17 protein-coding genes, 1 pseudogene and 1 riboswitch are annotated in these 16655 nt (G+C 71.5%); of the genes and pseudogenes, 5 read left to right on the top strand and 13 right to left on the bottom strand.

The window, feature by feature from the left end:
* Window positions 1-97 precede the first annotated feature (97 nt).
* The 4 genes from ADL08_RS25085 (at window position 98) to ADL08_RS25070 (ending at window position 4035) form a co-directional block, all read left to right on the top strand.
* The gene (locus tag ADL08_RS25085; RefSeq protein WP_030217913.1) at window positions 98-589 is read left to right on the top strand and encodes an Lrp/AsnC family transcriptional regulator; all 492 of its coding nucleotides are present in this window, start codon (window positions 98-100) and stop codon (window positions 587-589) included.
* Window positions 574-1953: an aspartate aminotransferase family protein gene (locus ADL08_RS25080; protein ID WP_199837082.1), complete on the top strand. Its 1380-nt coding sequence runs from the start codon at window positions 574-576 to the stop codon at window positions 1951-1953. The genes ADL08_RS25085 and ADL08_RS25080 overlap by 16 nt, the downstream gene beginning before the upstream one ends.
* Window positions 1954-2164: 211 nt before the next feature.
* Window positions 2165-2893 carry an ABC transporter ATP-binding protein gene (locus ADL08_RS25075; RefSeq protein WP_053646729.1) on the top strand — a complete coding sequence of 243 codons (729 nt, stop codon included), beginning with the start codon at window positions 2165-2167 and terminating at the stop codon, window positions 2891-2893.
* Window positions 2875-4035 carry a hypothetical protein gene (locus ADL08_RS25070; RefSeq protein WP_053646727.1) on the top strand — a complete coding sequence of 387 codons (1161 nt, stop codon included), beginning with the start codon at window positions 2875-2877 and terminating at the stop codon, window positions 4033-4035. The genes ADL08_RS25075 and ADL08_RS25070 overlap by 19 nt, the downstream gene beginning before the upstream one ends.
* 34 nt (window positions 4036-4069) lie before the next feature.
* On the opposite strand, the gene ADL08_RS25065 is transcribed toward ADL08_RS25070, so the two are convergent.
* From ADL08_RS25065 to rpsB, 9 genes are all read right to left on the bottom strand, one after another.
* Window positions 4070-5098, bottom strand: a complete 1029-nt coding sequence (locus ADL08_RS25065) for an ABC transporter ATP-binding protein (protein ID WP_053646725.1) — start codon at window positions 5096-5098, stop codon at window positions 4070-4072.
* Window positions 5098-6711, bottom strand: coding sequence for an ABC transporter permease (locus tag ADL08_RS25060; RefSeq protein ID WP_053646723.1), 1614 nt, complete (start codon window positions 6709-6711; stop codon window positions 5098-5100). The genes ADL08_RS25065 and ADL08_RS25060 overlap by 1 nt, the downstream gene beginning before the upstream one ends.
* A gap of 38 nt (window positions 6712-6749) precedes the next feature.
* Entirely contained in the window at window positions 6750-7829 is a 1080-nt protein-coding gene (locus ADL08_RS25055; RefSeq protein WP_053646773.1) for a thiamine ABC transporter substrate-binding protein, read from the bottom strand.
* Between the two features lie 96 nt (window positions 7830-7925).
* Window positions 7926-8036: riboswitch (TPP riboswitch) on the bottom strand.
* 29 nt (window positions 8037-8065) lie between these two features.
* Window positions 8066-9172: a 23S rRNA (adenine(2503)-C(2))-methyltransferase RlmN gene (gene rlmN, locus ADL08_RS25050; protein ID WP_015036491.1), complete on the bottom strand. Its 1107-nt coding sequence runs from the start codon at window positions 9170-9172 to the stop codon at window positions 8066-8068.
* 80 nt (window positions 9173-9252) lie between these two features.
* Window positions 9253-10356 (bottom strand): phosphatidate cytidylyltransferase, encoded by a 1104-nt coding sequence (locus tag ADL08_RS25045; protein WP_053646721.1) that lies wholly within the window; start codon window positions 10354-10356, stop codon window positions 9253-9255.
* Window positions 10356-10913 carry a ribosome recycling factor gene (gene frr, locus ADL08_RS25040; protein ID WP_053646719.1) on the bottom strand — a complete coding sequence of 186 codons (558 nt, stop codon included), beginning with the start codon at window positions 10911-10913 and terminating at the stop codon, window positions 10356-10358. Before frr ends, ADL08_RS25045 begins: the two co-directional genes overlap by 1 nt.
* Window positions 10914-11006: 93 nt before the next feature.
* A complete protein-coding gene (gene pyrH, locus ADL08_RS25035) occupies window positions 11007-11771 on the bottom strand; it encodes a UMP kinase (protein ID WP_053646717.1) in 765 nt (254 codons plus the stop codon).
* 163 nt (window positions 11772-11934) lie between these two features.
* Window positions 11935-12771, bottom strand: coding sequence for a translation elongation factor Ts (gene tsf / locus ADL08_RS25030; protein ID WP_053646716.1), 837 nt, complete (start codon window positions 12769-12771; stop codon window positions 11935-11937).
* Window positions 12772-12879: 108 nt separating this feature from the next.
* Window positions 12880-13800, bottom strand: a complete 921-nt coding sequence (gene rpsB / locus ADL08_RS25025) for a 30S ribosomal protein S2 (RefSeq protein ID WP_053646714.1) — start codon at window positions 13798-13800, stop codon at window positions 12880-12882.
* A gap of 254 nt (window positions 13801-14054) precedes the next feature.
* Here rpsB and ADL08_RS25020 point away from each other — a divergent pair, with 254 nt between their 5' ends.
* Window positions 14055-14516 carry a murein hydrolase activator EnvC family protein gene (locus tag ADL08_RS25020; RefSeq protein WP_053646712.1) on the top strand — a complete coding sequence of 154 codons (462 nt, stop codon included), beginning with the start codon at window positions 14055-14057 and terminating at the stop codon, window positions 14514-14516.
* Here ADL08_RS25020 and ADL08_RS25015 read toward each other — a convergent pair.
* From ADL08_RS25015 to ADL08_RS36825, 4 genes and pseudogenes are all read right to left on the bottom strand, one after another.
* Window positions 14490-14765 carry a hypothetical protein gene (locus ADL08_RS25015; RefSeq protein WP_053646710.1) on the bottom strand — a complete coding sequence of 92 codons (276 nt, stop codon included), beginning with the start codon at window positions 14763-14765 and terminating at the stop codon, window positions 14490-14492. The two genes, ADL08_RS25020 and ADL08_RS25015, sit on opposite strands and share 27 nt — an antisense overlap.
* A gap of 28 nt (window positions 14766-14793) precedes the next feature.
* On the bottom strand, window positions 14794-15360 hold the full coding sequence (locus ADL08_RS25010) for a TetR/AcrR family transcriptional regulator (protein ID WP_053646709.1): 567 nt from the start codon (window positions 15358-15360) through the stop codon (window positions 14794-14796).
* A 53-nt stretch (window positions 15361-15413) separates the two neighbouring features.
* Entirely contained in the window at window positions 15414-16250 is an 837-nt protein-coding gene (gene whiG / locus ADL08_RS25005) for an RNA polymerase sigma factor WhiG (protein ID WP_053646708.1), read from the bottom strand.
* A 239-nt stretch (window positions 16251-16489) separates the two neighbouring features.
* Window positions 16490-16655: pseudogene (locus tag ADL08_RS36825) on the bottom strand (DNA-protecting protein DprA); the annotation flags it as partial.

The raw sequence follows: 16655 nt of genomic DNA, 5'->3' as shown, positions 1-16655 counted from the left end.
CCCCACAACTTCGGATTCAGTGAGATTTGGCCCCTCACACAACGAATTACATCGCTCCGGGGTTGCGAGACAGACGAGTCTCGGTGCACAGTGAGGTGTGGCCAGTCGAAGCGCAGACTCCAGAACCGGAACCGGTTCGTCCCCGACGATCGACGCCGTCTCCCTGGCGATCATCGAACAGCTCCAGGAGGACGGTCGCCGTCCCTACGCGGCGATCGGCAAGGCCGTCGGCCTCTCCGAAGCCGCCGTGCGCCAGCGCGTCCAGAAGCTGCTCGACCAGGGCGTCATGCAGATCGTCGCCGTCACCGACCCGCTCACCGTGGGTTTCCGGCGGCAGGCGATGGTCGGCATCAACGTCGAGGGTGACCTTGATCCGGTTGCGGAAGCACTGACGGCCATGGCCGAATGCGAGTACGTGGTGATGACCGCGGGCTCCTTCGACCTCATGGTGGAGATCGTCTGCGAGGACGACGACCACCTGCTGGATGTGATCAACAAGCGCATCCGCACCCTCCCCGGCGTGCGCTCCACCGAGAGCTTCGTCTACCTCAAGCTCAAGAAGCAGACCTATATGTGGGGAACCCGATAGCCGTGAGCAAGGACCTCTCCAAGACCGCGTACGACCACCTGTGGATGCACTTCACCCGCATGTCGTCGTACGAGAACTCGCCCGTTCCCACCATCGTGCGGGGCGAGGGCACCTACATCTTCGACGACAAGGGCAAGCGCTACCTCGACGGCCTCGCGGGCCTCTTCGTGGTCAACGCCGGACACGGCCGCAAGGAGCTGGCCGAGGTCGCGTACAAGCAGGCCCAGGAGCTCGCGTTCTTCCCCGTGTGGTCGTACGCGCACCCCAAGGCCGTCGAGCTGGCCGAGCGCCTCGCGGACTACGCCCCGGGCGACCTGAACAAGGTCTTCTTCACCACCGGTGGCGGAGAGGCCGTCGAGACCGCCTGGAAGCTCGCCAAGCAGTACTTCAAGCTGCAGGGCAAGCACACCAAGTACAAGGTCATCTCGCGCGCGGTCGCCTACCACGGCACCCCGCAGGGCGCCCTGTCCATCACCGGCCTGCCGGCCCTCAAGGCCCCCTTCGAGCCGCTGGTCCCCGGCGCGCACAAGGTGCCGAACACCAACATCTACCGCGCCCCGATCCACGGCGACGACCCCGAGGCCTTCGGCCGCTGGGCCGCCGACCAGATCGAGCAGCAGATCCTCTTCGAGGGCCCCGAGACCGTCGCGGCCGTCTTCCTGGAGCCGGTGCAGAACGCCGGCGGCTGCTTCCCGCCGCCGCCCGGGTACTTCCAGCGGGTCCGCGAGATCTGCGACCAGTACGACGTGCTGCTCGTCTCCGACGAGACCATCTGCGCCTTCGGCCGCCTCGGCACGATGTTCGCCTGTGACAAGTTCGGCTACGTCCCGGACATGATCACCTGCGCCAAGGGCATGACCTCGGGCTACTCCCCGATCGGCGCCTGCATCGTCTCCGACCGCATCGCGGAGCCCTTCTACAAGGGCGACAACACCTTCCTGCACGGCTACACCTTCGGCGGCCACCCGGTGTCGTCGGCGGTCGCCATCGCCAACCTCGACATCTTCGACAAGGAGGGCCTCAACCAGCACGTCCTGGACAACGAGGACGCCTTCTTCTCGACGCTGAAGAAGCTCCACGACCTGCCGATCGTCGGCGACGTCCGCGGCAACGGCTTCTTCTACGGCATCGAGCTCGTCAAGGACAAGGTCACCAAGGAGTCCTTCACGGACGAGGAGACCGAGCGCGTCCTGTACGGCTTCCTGTCCAAGGCGCTGTTCGAGAACGGCCTGTACTGCCGTGCCGACGACCGCGGCGACCCGGTCATCCAGCTGGCCCCGCCGCTGATCGCCGACCAGGGCACCTTCGACGAGATCGAAGGCATCCTGCGCTCGGTGCTCACCGAGGCGTGGACCAAGCTCTAGCAGGACCTCACGCCGCCCTCACGGCGTGACCCCGGCCCGGGTCTGCCCGCCATCCGAGTGGATGGCGGCGGCCCGGGCCGTGTGCTGTCCCTACGAACCGATCCGAATACTTACGGTGCCGAGTGACCGACAGGCCCGTCCTTCGTTCACCCGTACGGGGGAAACCCCTCCCTACGGGGGGACACCGATCGGATCGACAGAGGTGTACGCGATGGCCCCACCGGACAACGACGTGCTCTGGGCGCGTTCCCTGCACTGCTCCCTGGGCGGCTCGGAGGCCCTCAGCGGGGTCTCCCTCGGCGTCCGCGAGGGCGAGATCCTCGCCCTGACCGGCCCGCGGGGCAGCGGCAAGACCACCCTCCTGCGCTGTCTCTCCGGCCAGCTCGTCCCCCAGAAGGGCGAGGTCTGGTTCAACAGCGGCCCCGTGCACACCCTGGGCCCCGCCCAGCGCGAACGGCTCCGCCGCGAGCGCTTCGGCTGGATCGGCCCCGAACCCGGGCTCGTCCCCGAACTCACCGGCTGGGAGAACACCGCCCTGCCCCTGCTGCTCCGCGGGGTCCCCCGCCGCGCCGCGAAGACCACCGCCCTGGAGTGGCTGGACCGGCTCGACACCGGGGCGTGCGCCCGCAAGCGCCCGGGCGCCCTCACCCAGTCCCAGCGCCAGCGGATCTCGATCGCCCGCGCCCTCGTCACCACTCCCCCGGTGCTCTTCGCCGACGAGCCCACCGCCTCCCTGCACCGCGCCGACGGCTCCCAGGTGCTGCGCACCCTGACGGCCGCCGCCCGCTCGCACGGCATCACCGTGGTCCTCGCCACCCACGACGAAGAGGTCGCGGCGCTCGCCGACCGCGCGGTCGCGCTCCTCGACGGACGCCGGGCCGGCGCCGTACCCCCGGCGACCGGGGCGGAGGGCGTCGCGGCGTGCTCGCTCTCCGCCTGACCCGGGGCACCCACCCCCTCGTCCTGACGCGCCGGCTGCTCGTCGCCGCCGCGTCCGCCGGAGTGGGTTTCCTGCTGCTCTGCACCCTCGGCCACGCCCTGGGGCACCCGGAACAGTCCTCCGCCTCGGCGCTCCGTCTCCTCTGGTGCGTCCTGCCGCTCGCCGCCACCGTCCAGTTCGCGGTCGCGGTGGCCCGCACCGACCCCAGCACCCGGCCGCGCCCCGGACTCTCCGCGATCGGCCTCGGCCCGGCCCGGCTCACCCTGCTCGCCGCCGCCTCGACGGCCGTCACCTGCGTGTTCGGCTCCGCGGTCGCGCTCCTGCTCTATCTGCACCTGCGCGGCGGCCTCACGGGACTGCCCCTCGACGGGGCGGCCGCCGGACTGCTCGCCGCCGACCGGCCGGTTCCGCTCGCGGCCGTCCTCACCCTGCTCGCGCTCGTCCCCGTCGCCGCCGCCACGGCCGCGGCCCTGGCCCTGCGCCCGCGCACCGCGCCCCCGGTCTCCTCCGGCGAGGAGGACGCCGCGGAGAGCATGCCCTCCGGGCTGCCGTGGGGCGTCGCCCTGGTCGCGATCGGCCTCGCGGTCGAGACGTACGCGGGCCGGGGCGGCGGCGGGGACGGCCTCCCGCTGCCGGGCCGCTTCGACGGCAGCCCGGCGGCCGTCCTGGCCGGCTGGGTCCTCACCGCGATCGGCCTCGCGACGGCGGGCCCCGGCCTCGTCCACGGCTGCGGCCGCCTCCTCCAGGCGGTCCGCCCGGGCGCCGTCCGGCTGCTCGCGGGCCGCGTCCTGACGGCCGAGGCCCGGCGCATCGGCCGGCCGCTCGGCGTGGTCTGCGCGGTGCTCTCCGGCATGCTCGCGGCGACCACGGTGTACGCGTCGCACACCGGCTCCGACGCCTTCGGGCCGCTCACCGGCCTGGGCGCCACCCTGGTCCTGGCCTGCACCGGCGCCACGCTCCTGACCGCGGCCCTGGAGTCCCGGCAGAGCCGCGCCCCCGTCACCGGGGCCCTCCTCCTCGTGGGCGCCCCGCCCGCGACGCTCCGCGCGGCGGCCCTGCTGCGCGCGGGCGCCCTGCTCGCCGTCTTCCTCCCCCTGACCTGGCTGGTGGCGGAACTGGCGGCGCTGCCGCTGAAGGGGTGACCGGGGCCCGTACGGGGGTGTGACCCGGCGCGCCTCAGCGGGGGTCGTCGCCCAGCACCACCACGTCCTCCGCCCGGAAGGCGATCCCCGTCTCCGCGCCCTCCTCCAGGGCGTCCCGCAGCGGGAGCTCGGCCTCCAGGGGCGGGCCGTCGGCCGGGCGGAGCCGTACGACGACGTGGCTGCCCCGGAAGGTCCGGGACTCCACCGTCCAGGCCGGGGCGTCCCCGGCGGGGACCGGCCGCACTCCGCCGGGGCGGACGAGGAGCCGCCGCTCGCCCTGCGGGGAGCCCGCCGGCACCGGCACCTTCCCCCAGGGGGTGTCCGCGACCGTCCCGGAGACCCGGGCGGCCACCACGTTGTCGAAGCCGAGGAAGCGGGCGACGAACTCGGAGGCCGGGCGGCGCCACACCTCGACGGGCGTCCCCGACTGGGCGATCCGCCCGTCCCGCATCACCACGACCCGGTCGGCGAGCGCGAAGGCCTCGCCCTGGTCGTGGGTGACGGCGAGGACCGTCGTCCCGAGCCGCCCGAAGAGCTGCCGCAGCTCCACGACGAGCCGCTCCCGCAGGCCCCGGTCGAGCTGGCCGAGCGGTTCGTCGAGCATGAGGAGCCGGGGCCGGGGCGCGAGCGCCCGGGCGAGCGCCACCCGCTGCTGCTCGCCGCCGGAGAGCGCCGCGACGGACCGCCGCCCGGCGCCCGGCAGGCCGACGAGGTCCAGCAGCTCCCGCACCCGCTCCGTCCGCTCGGCCTTCCCCTCCCCCCGCATCCGGAGCCCGAAGGCGACGTTGCCGCCGACGTCCCGCTGCGGGAACAGCTGGTGGTCCTGGAACATCAGCCCGACGCCCCGGCGGTGCGTCGGCACCCCGGCCTGGTCGGCGCCGTCGAGGAGCACCCGGCCGGCGTCGAGCGCCTGGAGGCCCGCGACGGCCCGCAGCAGCGTGGACTTGCCGCTGCCGCTGGGGCCGAGGACGCACACGGTCTCGTGGTCGGCGACCTCCAGGTCCACGGCGTCGAGCACGGCCCGCGCCCCGAACCGTACGGTCGCCCCGTCGAGTCTCAGCATCAGAACTCCCCGGAGGTCCGGTCGGTGCGGAGCCGTTCGAGCAGCAGCAGGGACACCGCGCACACCACCATCAGGATCGTCGAGAGGGCCATCGCCTGGCCGTAGTTGAGCTCGCCGGGCCGACCGAGCAGCCGGGCCACCGCGACCGGCAGCGTCGGGCTGTCGGGCCGGGCGATGAACACGGTCGCGCCGAACTCGCCGAGCGAGACGGCGAACGCGAACCCGGCCGCGACGAGCAGCGCCCGCCGCACCAGCGGCAGGTCCACCTCCCGCCAGGCCCGCCACGGCGAGGCGCCGAGCACGGCCGCCGCCTCCCGCAGCCGCTCGTCGACCGCGCGCAGGACCGGCAGCATCGTCCGGACGACGAAGGGGACGCCGACGAGGGCCTGCGCGAGCGGGACGAGGATCCAGCTGGCCCGCAGGTCGAGCGGCGGCTCGTCGAGCGTGATGAGGAAGCCGAAGCCGACGGTGACGGCGGAGACCCCGAGCGGCAGCATGAGCAGCGCGTCGAAGCCCCGGACGAGCCGCCCGGCGCGCCGGGTGAGCGCCGCCGCCGCGAGGCCGCCGATCACGACGGCGATGGCGGTGGCGGCCACCGCGTACCGCAGCGAGTTCCCGATCGCCTCCAGGGGCGGCACCAGGAAGGTCCCGCTCTCGTCGAGCGAGCCGAGCGCCCGGTAGTAGCCGAGCCCGTACCCCCCGGGACCGGCGAAAGAGCGCTCCACCAGCACCCCGAGCGGCAGCAGGACGAGCAATGCCACCGACAGCAGCACACCGCCGAGCAGCGCCCACTGCCCGGCGCCGCGCGGTCGGCGCGCGGTCCGCTCGGGCGGCACGAGCCGCAGCGCCGCCTCCCGCCTCCGTACCGTCCACGCGTGCACGGCGAGGATCGCGCCGACCGCCACGAACTGCACCAGGGTCAGCACCGCCGCCGTCGACAGGTCGAGCAGCCGGGCGGTCTGCCGGTAGATCTCCGCCTCCAGGGTCGTGTACGCGTCCCCGCCGAGGATCTGCACGACGCCGAAGGAGGTGAAGGTGAAGAGGAAGACCATCAGGGCCGCCGCCGACACGGCCGGGACGAGCGCGGGCAGCGTCACCGTCCGCCAGGCCGTGAAGCGCGAGGCGCCCAGGACCCGGGCGGCCTCCTCCTGGCGCGGGTCGAGCTGCGACCAGAGGCCGCCGACGGTCCGGACGACGACCGCGTAGTTGAAGAAGACGTGGGCGAGGAGGATCGCCCACACACTGGTGTCGAGCCGCAGCCCCCACAGCTCGTCGGTGAGCCCGTTCCGGCCGACGAGGGCCAGGAACGCCGTGCCGACCAGGACCGTCGGCAGGACGAACGGCACCGTCACCACGGCCCGCAGCACGCTCTTGCCGGGGAAGTCGAAGCGGGCGAAGACGTACGCGCCGGGCAGCGCGACGAGCAGCGTGAGGCCGGTGGAGGCGAGCGCCTGCCAGGCGGTGAAGCCGAGCACGTCGAGGATGTCCGGCCGGGACAGCACCTCGCCGATCCGGCCGAACCGCCAGCTCCCGCCGGGCCGCAGCCCCCGGTCCACGATGGACACGACGGGCCACGCGAAGAACACCGCGAAGAACGCGACGGGCAGGGCCATCAGCCCCAGCCGCGCCGCGTTCCCGCGCGGGTCGCGCCTTACTTCAGGACGAGCGACGACCACTGCTGGATCCACGCGTCACGCTTCTCGGCGATCTTCCCGGGCGCCATCGTCTCCGGCTTCTCCACGACCACACCGTGCTTCGTGAACAGCTCCGGCAGCACCGCGTCCTTCGCCACCGGGTTCACGAACATCTGGAGCGGCATGTCCTCCTGGAACTTCTTCGAGATCAGGAAGTCGATCAGCGCCTTGCCGCCCTCGGGGTTCTTCGCCCCGTTCAGCAGGCCCGCGAACTCCGTCTGCCGGAAGCACGTCCCCGTGGACACCCCGGTCGGGGCGACCTTCGGCTGCGGCTCGCCGTACAGCACCTCGACCGGCGGGCTGGAGGCGTACGACACGACCAGCGGCCGGTCGCCCTTGGCCTGCTTGCCGCCGGCCGAACCGGAGAACTCCTGGTTGTAGGCGAGCTCCCAGCTGTCGACGGTCTTCACGCCGTTCGCCCTGAGCTTCGACCAGTACGCCTGCCAGCCGTCGTCCCCGTACTCCGCCGCCGTGCCGAGGAGGAAACCGAGCCCCGGGGAGGACCGCTCCGGGTTCTCGACCACCAGCAGGTCCTTGTACGCGGGCTTCGCCAGGTCGTCGAAGGTCACCGGCGGCGCCAGCTTCTTGTCGGCGAAGTACTTCTTGTCGTAGTTGACGCAGATGTCGCCGGAGTCGATCGGCGTCACCCGGTGCTCCTTGTCCAGGTGGTACTCCGCCGGGATCCGGTCGAGCCCCTTCGCCTGGTACCCGACGAAGATCCCGTTGTCGAGGGCGCGGGAGAGCAGGGTGTTGTCGACGCCGAAGAAGACGTCGCCCTGCGGGGAGCCCTTGGTCAGGATCTCCTTGTTGACGGCCTCACCGGCGTCGCCGGCCTTCAGGACCTTGACGGTGAAACCGGTCTGCTTCGTGAACTCCGCCAGCACCTCCTTGGAGGCGTTGAAGGAGTCGTGGCTCACCAGCGTCACGGTCTTCGGCGCGGGCGCGCCGGACTTGCCCGCGGCCTCGCGGACGTCGTCCGTACCGCAGGCGGCGAGGGTCGTGACGCCCAGCGCCGCGGCGAGCGCGGCGGCGGCCATCTTCTTGGTGCTCACTGAGATTCCTCCTGGGTGTGACCAGGAAGAGACGCGGCCCCGCCCGCGACCGGCGGGCCGGTCGCGGGCAGGGCGCAACAGCTTGAGTTACGACCGAACTTCCTACCCAGAATGACCTGGGCGAGGTTCAGAGGGTCTGCGGTCTGACGGACACCGCACTCTCAGCGCTGTGGCGCTCCCCTGTCGGAATATGGAGATGTGTTCGAGCTCAGGGTACAAGCTCAGCGTTCGGCGGCGGCCAGCTGTCCACAGGCGCCGTCGATCTCCTGGCCCCGGGTGTCCCGCACGGTCACCGGCACGCCGTGCCGCGCGATCGCCTCCACGAAGGCCTTCTCGTCCTCCGGACGCGACGCCGTCCACTTCGAACCGGGCGTCGGGTTCAACGGGATCAGGTTGACGTGCACCCGCCTGCCCTTGAGCAGCCGGCCGAGCAGGTCACCGCGCCACGCCTGGTCGTTGATGTCCCGGATGAGGGCGTACTCGATGGAGATCCGGCGGCCGGACTTCTCCGCGTACTCCCAGGCCGCGTCGAGGACCTCCCGCACCTTCCAGCGCGTGTTGACCGGCACGAGGGTGTCGCGCAGCTCGTCGTCGGGGGCGTGCAGGGAGACCGCGAGGCGGCACTTGAAGCCCTCGTCGGCGAAGCGCAGCATCGCGGGCACGAGTCCCACGGTGGAAACGGTGATCCCGCGCTGGGACAGGCCCAGGCCGTCCGGCTCGGGGTCGGTGAGCCGGCGGATGGCGCCGACGACCCGCTTGTAGTTGGCGAGCGGCTCGCCCATGCCCATGAACACGATGTTCGAAAGGCGGGCCGGGCCGCCGGGGACCTCGCCGTCGCGCAGGGCGCGCATGCCGTCCACGATCTGGTGCACGATCTCGGCGGTCGACAGGTTCCGGTCGAGCCCGGCCTGCCCGGTCGCGCAGAACGGGCAGTTCATCCCGCAGCCGGCCTGCGAGGAGATGCACATGGTCACCCGGTCCGGGTAACGCATGAGCACCGACTCCACGAGCGTGCCGTCGTGCAGCCGCCACAGGGTCTTGCGGGTGGTGTCGTCGTCGCACGAGATGTGCCGCACCACGGACATCAGGTCGGGCAGCAGCTCCCCGGCCAGCTTCTCCCGCGAGGCGGCCGGGATGTCGGTCCACTCGGCGGGGTCGTGCGCGTACCGCGCGAAGTAGTGGGTGGACAGCTGCTTGGCGCGGAAGGGCTTCTCGCCGATCGCGGCGACGGCCTCCTTCCGCTCGGCGGGCGTGAGGTCGGCCAGGTGCCGCGGCGGCTTCTTGGCTCCGCGGGGGGCGACGAAAGTGAGTTCTCCGGGCTTGGGCATGGTGCTACCAGTGTCGCAGAGATGAGAAGAGGGACCCGCCGTCCTGTGGACAACGGGCCCCTCGACCGAAGAACCGCAGGTCAGCCGGTGCCGACGAACAGCGCAAGCAGCAACCACACCACCGGGGCCGTCGGCAGCAGCGAGTCGAGCCGGTCCATGATGCCGCCGTGGCCGGGCAGCAGCGTGCCCATGTCCTTGATGCCCAGGTCCCGCTTGATCATCGACTCGCCGAGGTCGCCGAGCGTCGCGCTCGCCGCCACCGCGAGGCCGAGGATCAGGCCCTGCCACCAGATCCCGTCGTCGATCATGAACTGCATGCACAGCGCGCCCGCCGCCATCGCGAACGTCACCGCGCCGACCAGGCCCTCGCGGGTCTTGCCGGGGCTGATCCTCGGCGCCAGCTTGTGCTTGCCGAAGCGCCAGCCGACCGCGTACGCCCCGGTGTCGCTGACCACCGTCAGGATCAGGAAGGCGAGCACCCGCTCCGGGCCGTCGTCCGCGGCCAGCAGCAGTGCCACGAACGTCGCGAGGAACGGCACGTAGAACGCGGCGAACACGCCCGCCGTGACGTCCTTCAGATAGCCCTCGGGCGGCTCCGTCATCCGCCACACCAGGACCGCGAGCGCCGTCAGGGCCATCGCGACCCAGGCGCCCTCGGCACCGCGCACGTACCCGGCGACGACCATCGCCGCGCCGCCGACCGCGAGCGGCACCAGCGGCGCCTTGATCTGCTTGCGCTCCTGGAGCCGGGAGGTCAGCTCCCACAGTCCGACCACCACGGCGATCGCGATCACCCCGACGAACGCCGGCGCCCAGATGTACAGCGAGGCGATGATGACGGCGCCCAGGCCGACCCCGACCCCTATGGCCGCGCCCAGGTTCCGCCCCGCGCTCTTCTTCTGCCGTGGCGCCGGCGGCGCGGGCGGCGGAGGCGGGGTGGGGCTGGGCATGGGCTCCTGCGGGTGCTCGTGCGGCGCCTCGTCACGGAACAGGGGGCCGCTCGGGTGAGCGGCCCCCCGGCCGTGACCGTCCTGGAATCCGCCGGTGGGAACGTCGGGCACGATGGGCATGGGCCGAGTCTGCGCCGCCCGGTGCCGATCGTGTGCGGGACCCGCCGGGGCGGGACCCTGGTGGGGTCCCCCGCGGCCGGAACCGGCCGGGGCATCCCAGGAAGAGTCGTTCATCAGACCTCGAGCAGCTCGGCTTCCTTGTGCTTGAGCAGCTCGTCCACCTGCGTGACGTACTTCGCGGTGGTGTCGTCGAGCTCCTTCTCCGCGCGGCGGCCCTCGTCCTCGCCGACCTCGCCGTCCTTGACGAGCTTGTCGATGGACTCCTTGGCCTTGCGGCGCACCGAGCGGATCGAGATCTTCGAGTCCTCGGCCTTGCCCTTGGCGACCTTGATGTACTCGCGGCGGCGCTCCTCGGTCAGCTCGGGGAACACCACCCGGATGATGTTGCCGTCGTTGCTCGGGTTGACGCCGAGGTCCGAGTCACGGATCGCCTGCTCGATGTTGCGCAGCGCGCTCTTGTCGAACGGGGTCACCACGGCCATCCGCGGCTCCGGGACGGAGAAGGAGGCCAGCTGGTTGATGGGGGTGATGGCGCCGTAGTAGTCCGCCACGATCTTGTTGAACATCGCCGGGTGCGCACGGCCGGTGCGGATCGCGGCGAAGTCCTCCTTGGCGACCACGACGGCCTTCTCCATCTTCTCCTCGGCCTCGAGGAGGGTCTCTTCGATCACCACTTGCTCCTGCGTGTCGTCGCGTTGTGTCCTGCACGGTGTACGACCGGCAGGGCTCTGTCCATCCCCTTGCGGGGCGGTTCCCGGTTCGGGTCAGGCCCGGGTGCCCTGGTCGCTCACGAGCGTGCCGATCTTCTCACCCTTCACCGCGCGCGCGATATTGCCCTCGGTGAGCAGTTCGAAGACGAGGATCGGGAGGTTGTTGTCCCGGCACAGGGTGACGGCGGTGGCGTCGGCGACCTTGAGGTCGCGGGCGATCACCTCGCCGTACTCGAGCGCGTCGAACTTGACCGCGTCGGGGTTGCGCTTCGGGTCGGAGTCGTAGACGCCGTCGACGCCGTTCTTGCCCATGAGCAGGGCCTCGGCGTCGATCTCCAGGGCGCGCTGGGCGGCGGTGGTGTCCGTGGAGAAGTACGGCATGCCCATGCCCGCGCCGAAGATGACCACGCGGCCCTTCTCCAGGTGGCGCACGGCGCGCAGCGGGATGTACGGCTCGGCGACCTGGCCCATGGTGATGGCGGTCTGGACGCGGGAGTCGATGCCCTCCTTCTCCAGGAAGTCCTGGAGGGCGAGGCAGTTCATCACGGTGCCGAGCATGCCCATGTAGTCGGAGCGGGCCCGGTCCATGCCGCGCTGCTGGAGTTCGGCGCCGCGGAAGAAGTTTCCTCCGCCGATCACGATCGCGATCTCCGCGCCGTCGCGGACGACGGCCGCGATCTCACGCGCGATGGCGTGCACGACATCGGGGTCGACGCCCAGGCCGGTACCGCCGGAGAAGGCTTCTCCGGACAGCTTCAGCATGTAGCGGCCGGCCTTTTTGCCGTTGTTGTCGTCGCCCTGTACGGCGCCCTGGTTCATGGAGCTCTCCTCGTGCACATACGAAGGAGGCCATTGCCTTGGGTCCTCGCGGTATCCCGTGCGGCAATGGCCTCCTCGTCAGATCTGCGGTCGTCCTGCGCGGGCGCGGACGACTGCTTCAGACCCTACCGGGGTCCGGTGTCCGTCGCGTTCGCGACCGGACTCAGATGCCGACCTTGATGCGGGTGAAGCGCTTCAGGGTGACACCGGCCTCGTCCAGGATCTGCTGGACGGACTTCTTGTTGTCCAGGGCGTACGGCTGGCCGAGCAGCGTGGCGTCCTTGAAGAAGCCGTTGACGCGACCCTCGACGATCTTGGCGATCGCGGCCTCGGGCTTGCCCTCGGCGCGGGTGGTCTCCTCGGCGATGCGGCGCTCCGACTCGACGACCTCGGCCGGGACGTCCTCACGGGTGAGGTACTTCGGCGCGAAGGCGGCGATGTGCTGGGCGACGCCCTTGGCGACGGCGGCGTCGGCCTTGTCGAACTCGACGAGGACACCGATCTGCGGCGGCAGGTCGGGCATCGTGCGGTGCATGTACGCGAAGACGAAGCCGTCGGCGTACTGCGCGAAGCGGTCGAGGACGATCTTCTCGCCGAGGTTGGCGTTGGCCTCGTCCACGAAGGCCTGCACGGTCTTGCCGGGCTCGATCTCGGAGGCGAGCAGCGCCTCCAGGTCGGCCGGGGCGGTGGCGGCGACGTGCGCGGCCAGCTGGTTGGCGACGGCCTGGAACTTGTCGCCCTTGGCGACGAAGTCCGTCTCGCACTTCAGCTCGACGAGGACGCCGGAGGTGTTGTCGTCGGCGATGAGGGAGACCACGGCGCCGTTCTCGGCGGAGCGGCCCTCGCGCTTGGCGACACCCTTCTGGCCCTTGATGCGCAGGGCCTCTACGGCCTTGTCGACGTCGCCGTCGGCCTCGTCCAGGGCCTTCTTGCAGTCCATCATGCCGGCGCCGGTGAGCTCGCGGAGCTTCTTGACGTCAGCGGCGGTGTAGTTCGCCATGAGTCTGTTTCTCTCTCGAAGTCTGAAAGATCGGGCGGGTCCACGGGTGGACGGCGGGGGCTTCGTGGGCCCCCGCCGTCGTCACCCGAAGGTCCTGGTCCTGAAGGGTCAGGCCTGCTCGGCGGCCTCGGCCGGAGCGTCGGCGGCCTCGGCGTCCGCGACCTTCTCGGTCTCGGCGGAGGTCTGGACCTCGGCGGCCTCGGCGGCCTCGGCGGCGGCCGGAGCCGGGGCCTCGGTCTCGTCGGCCTTCTTCTCGCCCTCGAGCAGGTCGCGCTCCCACTCGGCGAGCGGCTCGCCCTGGGCCTTCTCGCCCGGCTTCGAGTCGCCGGTCGCGGCGCCGGAGCGGGCGATGAGGCCCTCGGCGACGGCGTCGGCGATCACGCGGGTGAGCAGGGTGACGGAGCGGATCGCGTCGTCGTTGCCCGGGATCTTGTAGTCGACCTCGTCGGGGTCGCAGTTGGTGTCGAGGATCGCGACGACCGGGATGTGGAGCTTGCGCGCCTCACCGACGGCGATGTGCTCCTTCTTGGTGTCGACGATCCAGACGGCGCTCGGCACCTTCTGCATCTCGCGGATACCACCGAGGGTCTTCTCCAGCTTGGCCTTCTCGCGGGAGAGGACCAGGAGCTCCTTCTTGGTGAGACCCGAGGCGGCGACGTCCTCGAAGTCGATCTGCTCGAGCTCCTTGAGGCGCTGCAGACGCTTGTAGACGGTGGAGAAGTTGGTGAGCATGCCACCGAGCCAACGCTGGTTGACGTACGGCATGCCGACGCGCGTCGCCTGCTCGGCGATGGCCTCCTGGGCCTGCTTCTTCGTACCGACGAACATGATGGAGCCGCCGTGCGCGACGGTCTCCTTGACGAACTCGTAGGCGCGGTCGATGTACGACAGCGACTGGAGCAGGTCGATGATGTAGATGCCGTTGCGCTCGGTGAAGATGAAGCGCTTCATCTTCGGGTTCCAGCGACGGGTCTGGTGACCGAAGTGGACGCCGCTCTCCAGCAGCTCCCGCATCGTGACGACGGCCATGGCCGTATCTCCTTGGGTTTCTCGGTTGTGTTCCTGACGCCCCGGGCGCGCCATGCCCACGAGGGACCGAAAGGCGCTGCCACCGTCTGAGGACCGTGGCGGGGCGTGCGAAGTCGACCCGGTGACCCGAGTCGCCATAGGAAGTGTACGGGACCCCGGGGGCGACGGGTGACGGCACTGTCCACAACCGGTGAGCAGTCCACAGAAAACGTCCGCGACCTCCATGGAACGGACGGCCCGGGGAGCCTTCCCCCATGCACCTCACGACCTGTCTCACGGCCTTGTTCCTGGCCCTCGGCGCCCTCTGGCCGGTGGGCCCGCCCCCGCCCGAGATCGTGCGCGGCTGGCAGCCGCCGCCGGGCCCGTACGCGGCGGGCCACCGCGGCGTCGACCTCGCCGCACCGCCGGGCGCCCCGGTCCTGGCCCCCGCGGCGGGCACGGTGACCTTCGCGGGCCCGGTCGGCGGCCGGGGCGTCCTCACCCTGACCCTCCCGGGCACGGGTACTCCCCCGCTGCGCACGACCTTCTCCCCGGTGACCCCCCTGGTCCCGGTCGGCGCCACCGTCACGGCGGGCACTCCGATCGCCCGGGTCACCCCCGGCACCCACTGCCCGGAGACCTGCCTCCACTGGGGCCTCCTCAGAGGCGACCACTACCTGAACCCCCTGCTCCTGACGAGACGGGGCCCGTCACGGCTGCTGCCACTCGGGGGTTAGGAGGTGCCGGCCCCGTCCCCGAACGCCCGGAAGGCGTGCCGCCCGGCCGGGGCGCCGTCCGTGAGCAGGTCTCCGGCGGAGCAGCTCGCCCCACGCGGGGTCGGTGAGGTCGGCGCCGGGGAACGCTTCCTCCAGGGCGGCGTGGACGTCGGCGCGGCTCCCGACGGGAGGCGGCTCGTGGTCGGCGGGCAGGTCGTCGATCGAGACGAGACCGGCCGGCAGCGGCAGGAGGAGGACGTTCCGGCTCACGGGAGACCCGGACGGTGGGGCCGGGTGCTCAGGCCGGGGAGCCGTTGACGCCGTGGAGGGCCATCGTGACCGCCGCCTCGGTGATCTCGGCGGGGTCCTCGGCCGCGCCGAGTTCGAGGCGGCGGACGGCCGCGTCGACGACGCCCTGGAGGAGCATGGCGCCCAGGCGGGGCCGGGGCTGTCCCAGGGCGGCGAGCGCCTCGACGACCATGGAGACGAGGCCGCCGTGGGCCGCGCGGATCTTCTCGCGGGCGCCGTCGTCCAGCTCGCCGGCGGAGATGGCGACGACCGCGCGGTGGCGCCGGTCCCCGACCAGTTCCAGCTGCTTGCGGACGTACGCCTCGACCTTGCCCTGGGGCGTCCCGGCGTCGGCCATGGCCAGCTCGACCTCGGCGGCCCAGACCGGGAAGTCGACGGCGCACAGCTCCTCGACGACGGCGGCACGCGACCGGAAGTACTCGTAGACCGACGAGCGGGCGAGGCCCGTGCGCTCGGCGAGTGCGGGGAAGGTCAGCGCCTCCGTCCCGCCCTCGGACAGCAGGGAACGCGCGGCGTCCAGCAGGGCGCCGCGCTGCATCGTCCGGTGCTCGGCCACGGAGGCCGCTCGAATCCTGGGCACGGCTCCACTGTACGACCGGACCGCGGCGCTCAGCGTCCGACGTCGGCCAGCTTGGCCCGGAGCTGAAGCACGGATTTGGTGTGGATCTGGCTGACGCGACTCTCGGTGACGCCGAGGACGTGGCCGATCTCGGCGAGCGTGAGGCCCTCGTAGTAGTAGAGGGTGACGACCGTCTTCTCGCGTTCGGGGAGCGTGTTGATGGCGCGGGCGAGCAGTCGGCGCAGCTCGCGGTCCTCGGCGACCTCGACGGGGTTGTCGGCGGCCGTGTCCTCCAGCGTGTCCATCAGGGAGAGCCGGTCCCCGCCCTCGCCGCCGACGTGCAGCAGCTCCTCCAGGGCGACCACGTTGGCCAGGGACAACTGGCTGAAAACCGAGTGCAGTTCCTCCAGCGTGATGTCCATCTCCGCGGCGACCTCCCCCTCGGAGGGGGTGCGGCGGAGCTGGGCCTCCAGGGTGGCGTAGGCGCGTTCGACGTTGCGCGCCTTCTGCCGGACGGAGCGGGGGATCCAGTCGAGGGCGCGGAGCTCGTCGATCATGGCGCCGCGGATGCGGGTGATGGCGTACGTCTCGAACTTGATGGCGCGCTCGACGTCGAACTTCTCGATGGCGTCGATGAGGCCGAAGACGCCGGAGGAGACGAAGTCGGCCTGTTCCACGTTGGACGGCAGTCCGACGCTGACCCGTCCCGCGACGTACTTGACGAGGGGCGAGTAGTGCAGGATCAGCTGCTCCCGCAGCCGCTCGTCGCCCGTGTCCTTGTACGAGCGCCACAGCTCGTCGAGGGAGGTCGGCGCGGGCGGTCGCACGGTGCCCCGGGCCGCTGGGGGCACCGCAGCGCGGTCAGACCCGGAGGTGTGCTGGGGCATGCGTTGCCTTGAGCCGTTCTGCTGTCGGGTGTGTCGGTGTGGGCGTCCTGGAGGGAATCCCGGTGAGCGTAGCGTGAGTGCGACGTCGCGGTGAGCGAACATCGGTGGATCGCGCCGCTCCGGGTGGACGCCGTCGGTCATGTCTTCGAACCGGGGCCGTGGCGCGGGTCGGCCCCTCGGGCGCGACCGAGAGAACTCGATTGTTCATCGCCTTCACCTTTTCACCCGAATGCTCCGGGTCAAGTACCGCCTCGCCGCGCGTTCGACGCTTGTGTGGCGGTGTTCGTCAACCGCCAGCCCTCTCCGTGGCGTTCGACGAAGCCGAGGGAGTGGAGTTCGTACAGCTTGGCGAGGGTCTCGTCGGGGTGGGTCCCGGCACGGCGGGCGATGGCGGTGGTGGGGGTG

It is taken from the genome of Streptomyces sp. NRRL F-6492 (assembly GCF_001280125.1).
GTDB lineage: Bacteria > Actinomycetota > Actinomycetes > Streptomycetales > Streptomycetaceae > Streptomyces.
Note: the sequence above shows the minus strand (reverse complement) of the source record. Positions and strands in the feature narration are given on the sequence as shown.

Bases quoted from the DNA above. Each gene is read 5' to 3' on its own strand.
- ADL08_RS25075 (WP_053646729.1), top strand. From the start codon at position 2,165: ATGGCCCCACCGGACAACGACGTGCTCTGGGCGCGTTCCCTGCACTGC.
- ADL08_RS25065 (WP_053646725.1), bottom strand. From the start codon at position 5,098: ATGCTGAGACTCGACGGGGCGACCGTACGGTTCGGGGCGCGGGCCGTG.
- ADL08_RS25060 (WP_053646723.1), bottom strand. From the start codon at position 6,711: ATGGCCCTGCCCGTCGCGTTCTTCGCGGTGTTCTTCGCGTGGCCCGTC.
- ADL08_RS25055 (WP_053646773.1), bottom strand. From the start codon at position 7,829: ATGGCCGCCGCCGCGCTCGCCGCGGCGCTGGGCGTCACGACCCTCGCC.
- rlmN (WP_015036491.1), bottom strand. From the start codon at position 9,172: ATGCCCAAGCCCGGAGAACTCACTTTCGTCGCCCCCCGCGGAGCCAAG.
- ADL08_RS25045 (WP_053646721.1), bottom strand. From the start codon at position 10,356: ATGAACGACTCTTCCTGGGATGCCCCGGCCGGTTCCGGCCGCGGGGGA.
- pyrH (WP_053646717.1), bottom strand. From the start codon at position 11,771: ATGAACCAGGGCGCCGTACAGGGCGACGACAACAACGGCAAAAAGGCC.
- tsf (WP_053646716.1), bottom strand. From the start codon at position 12,771: ATGGCGAACTACACCGCCGCTGACGTCAAGAAGCTCCGCGAGCTCACC.
- rpsB (WP_053646714.1), bottom strand. From the start codon at position 13,800: ATGGCCGTCGTCACGATGCGGGAGCTGCTGGAGAGCGGCGTCCACTTC.
- ADL08_RS25020 (WP_053646712.1), top strand. From the start codon at position 14,055: ATGCACCTCACGACCTGTCTCACGGCCTTGTTCCTGGCCCTCGGCGCC.
- whiG (WP_053646708.1), bottom strand. From the start codon at position 16,250: ATGCCCCAGCACACCTCCGGGTCTGACCGCGCTGCGGTGCCCCCAGCG.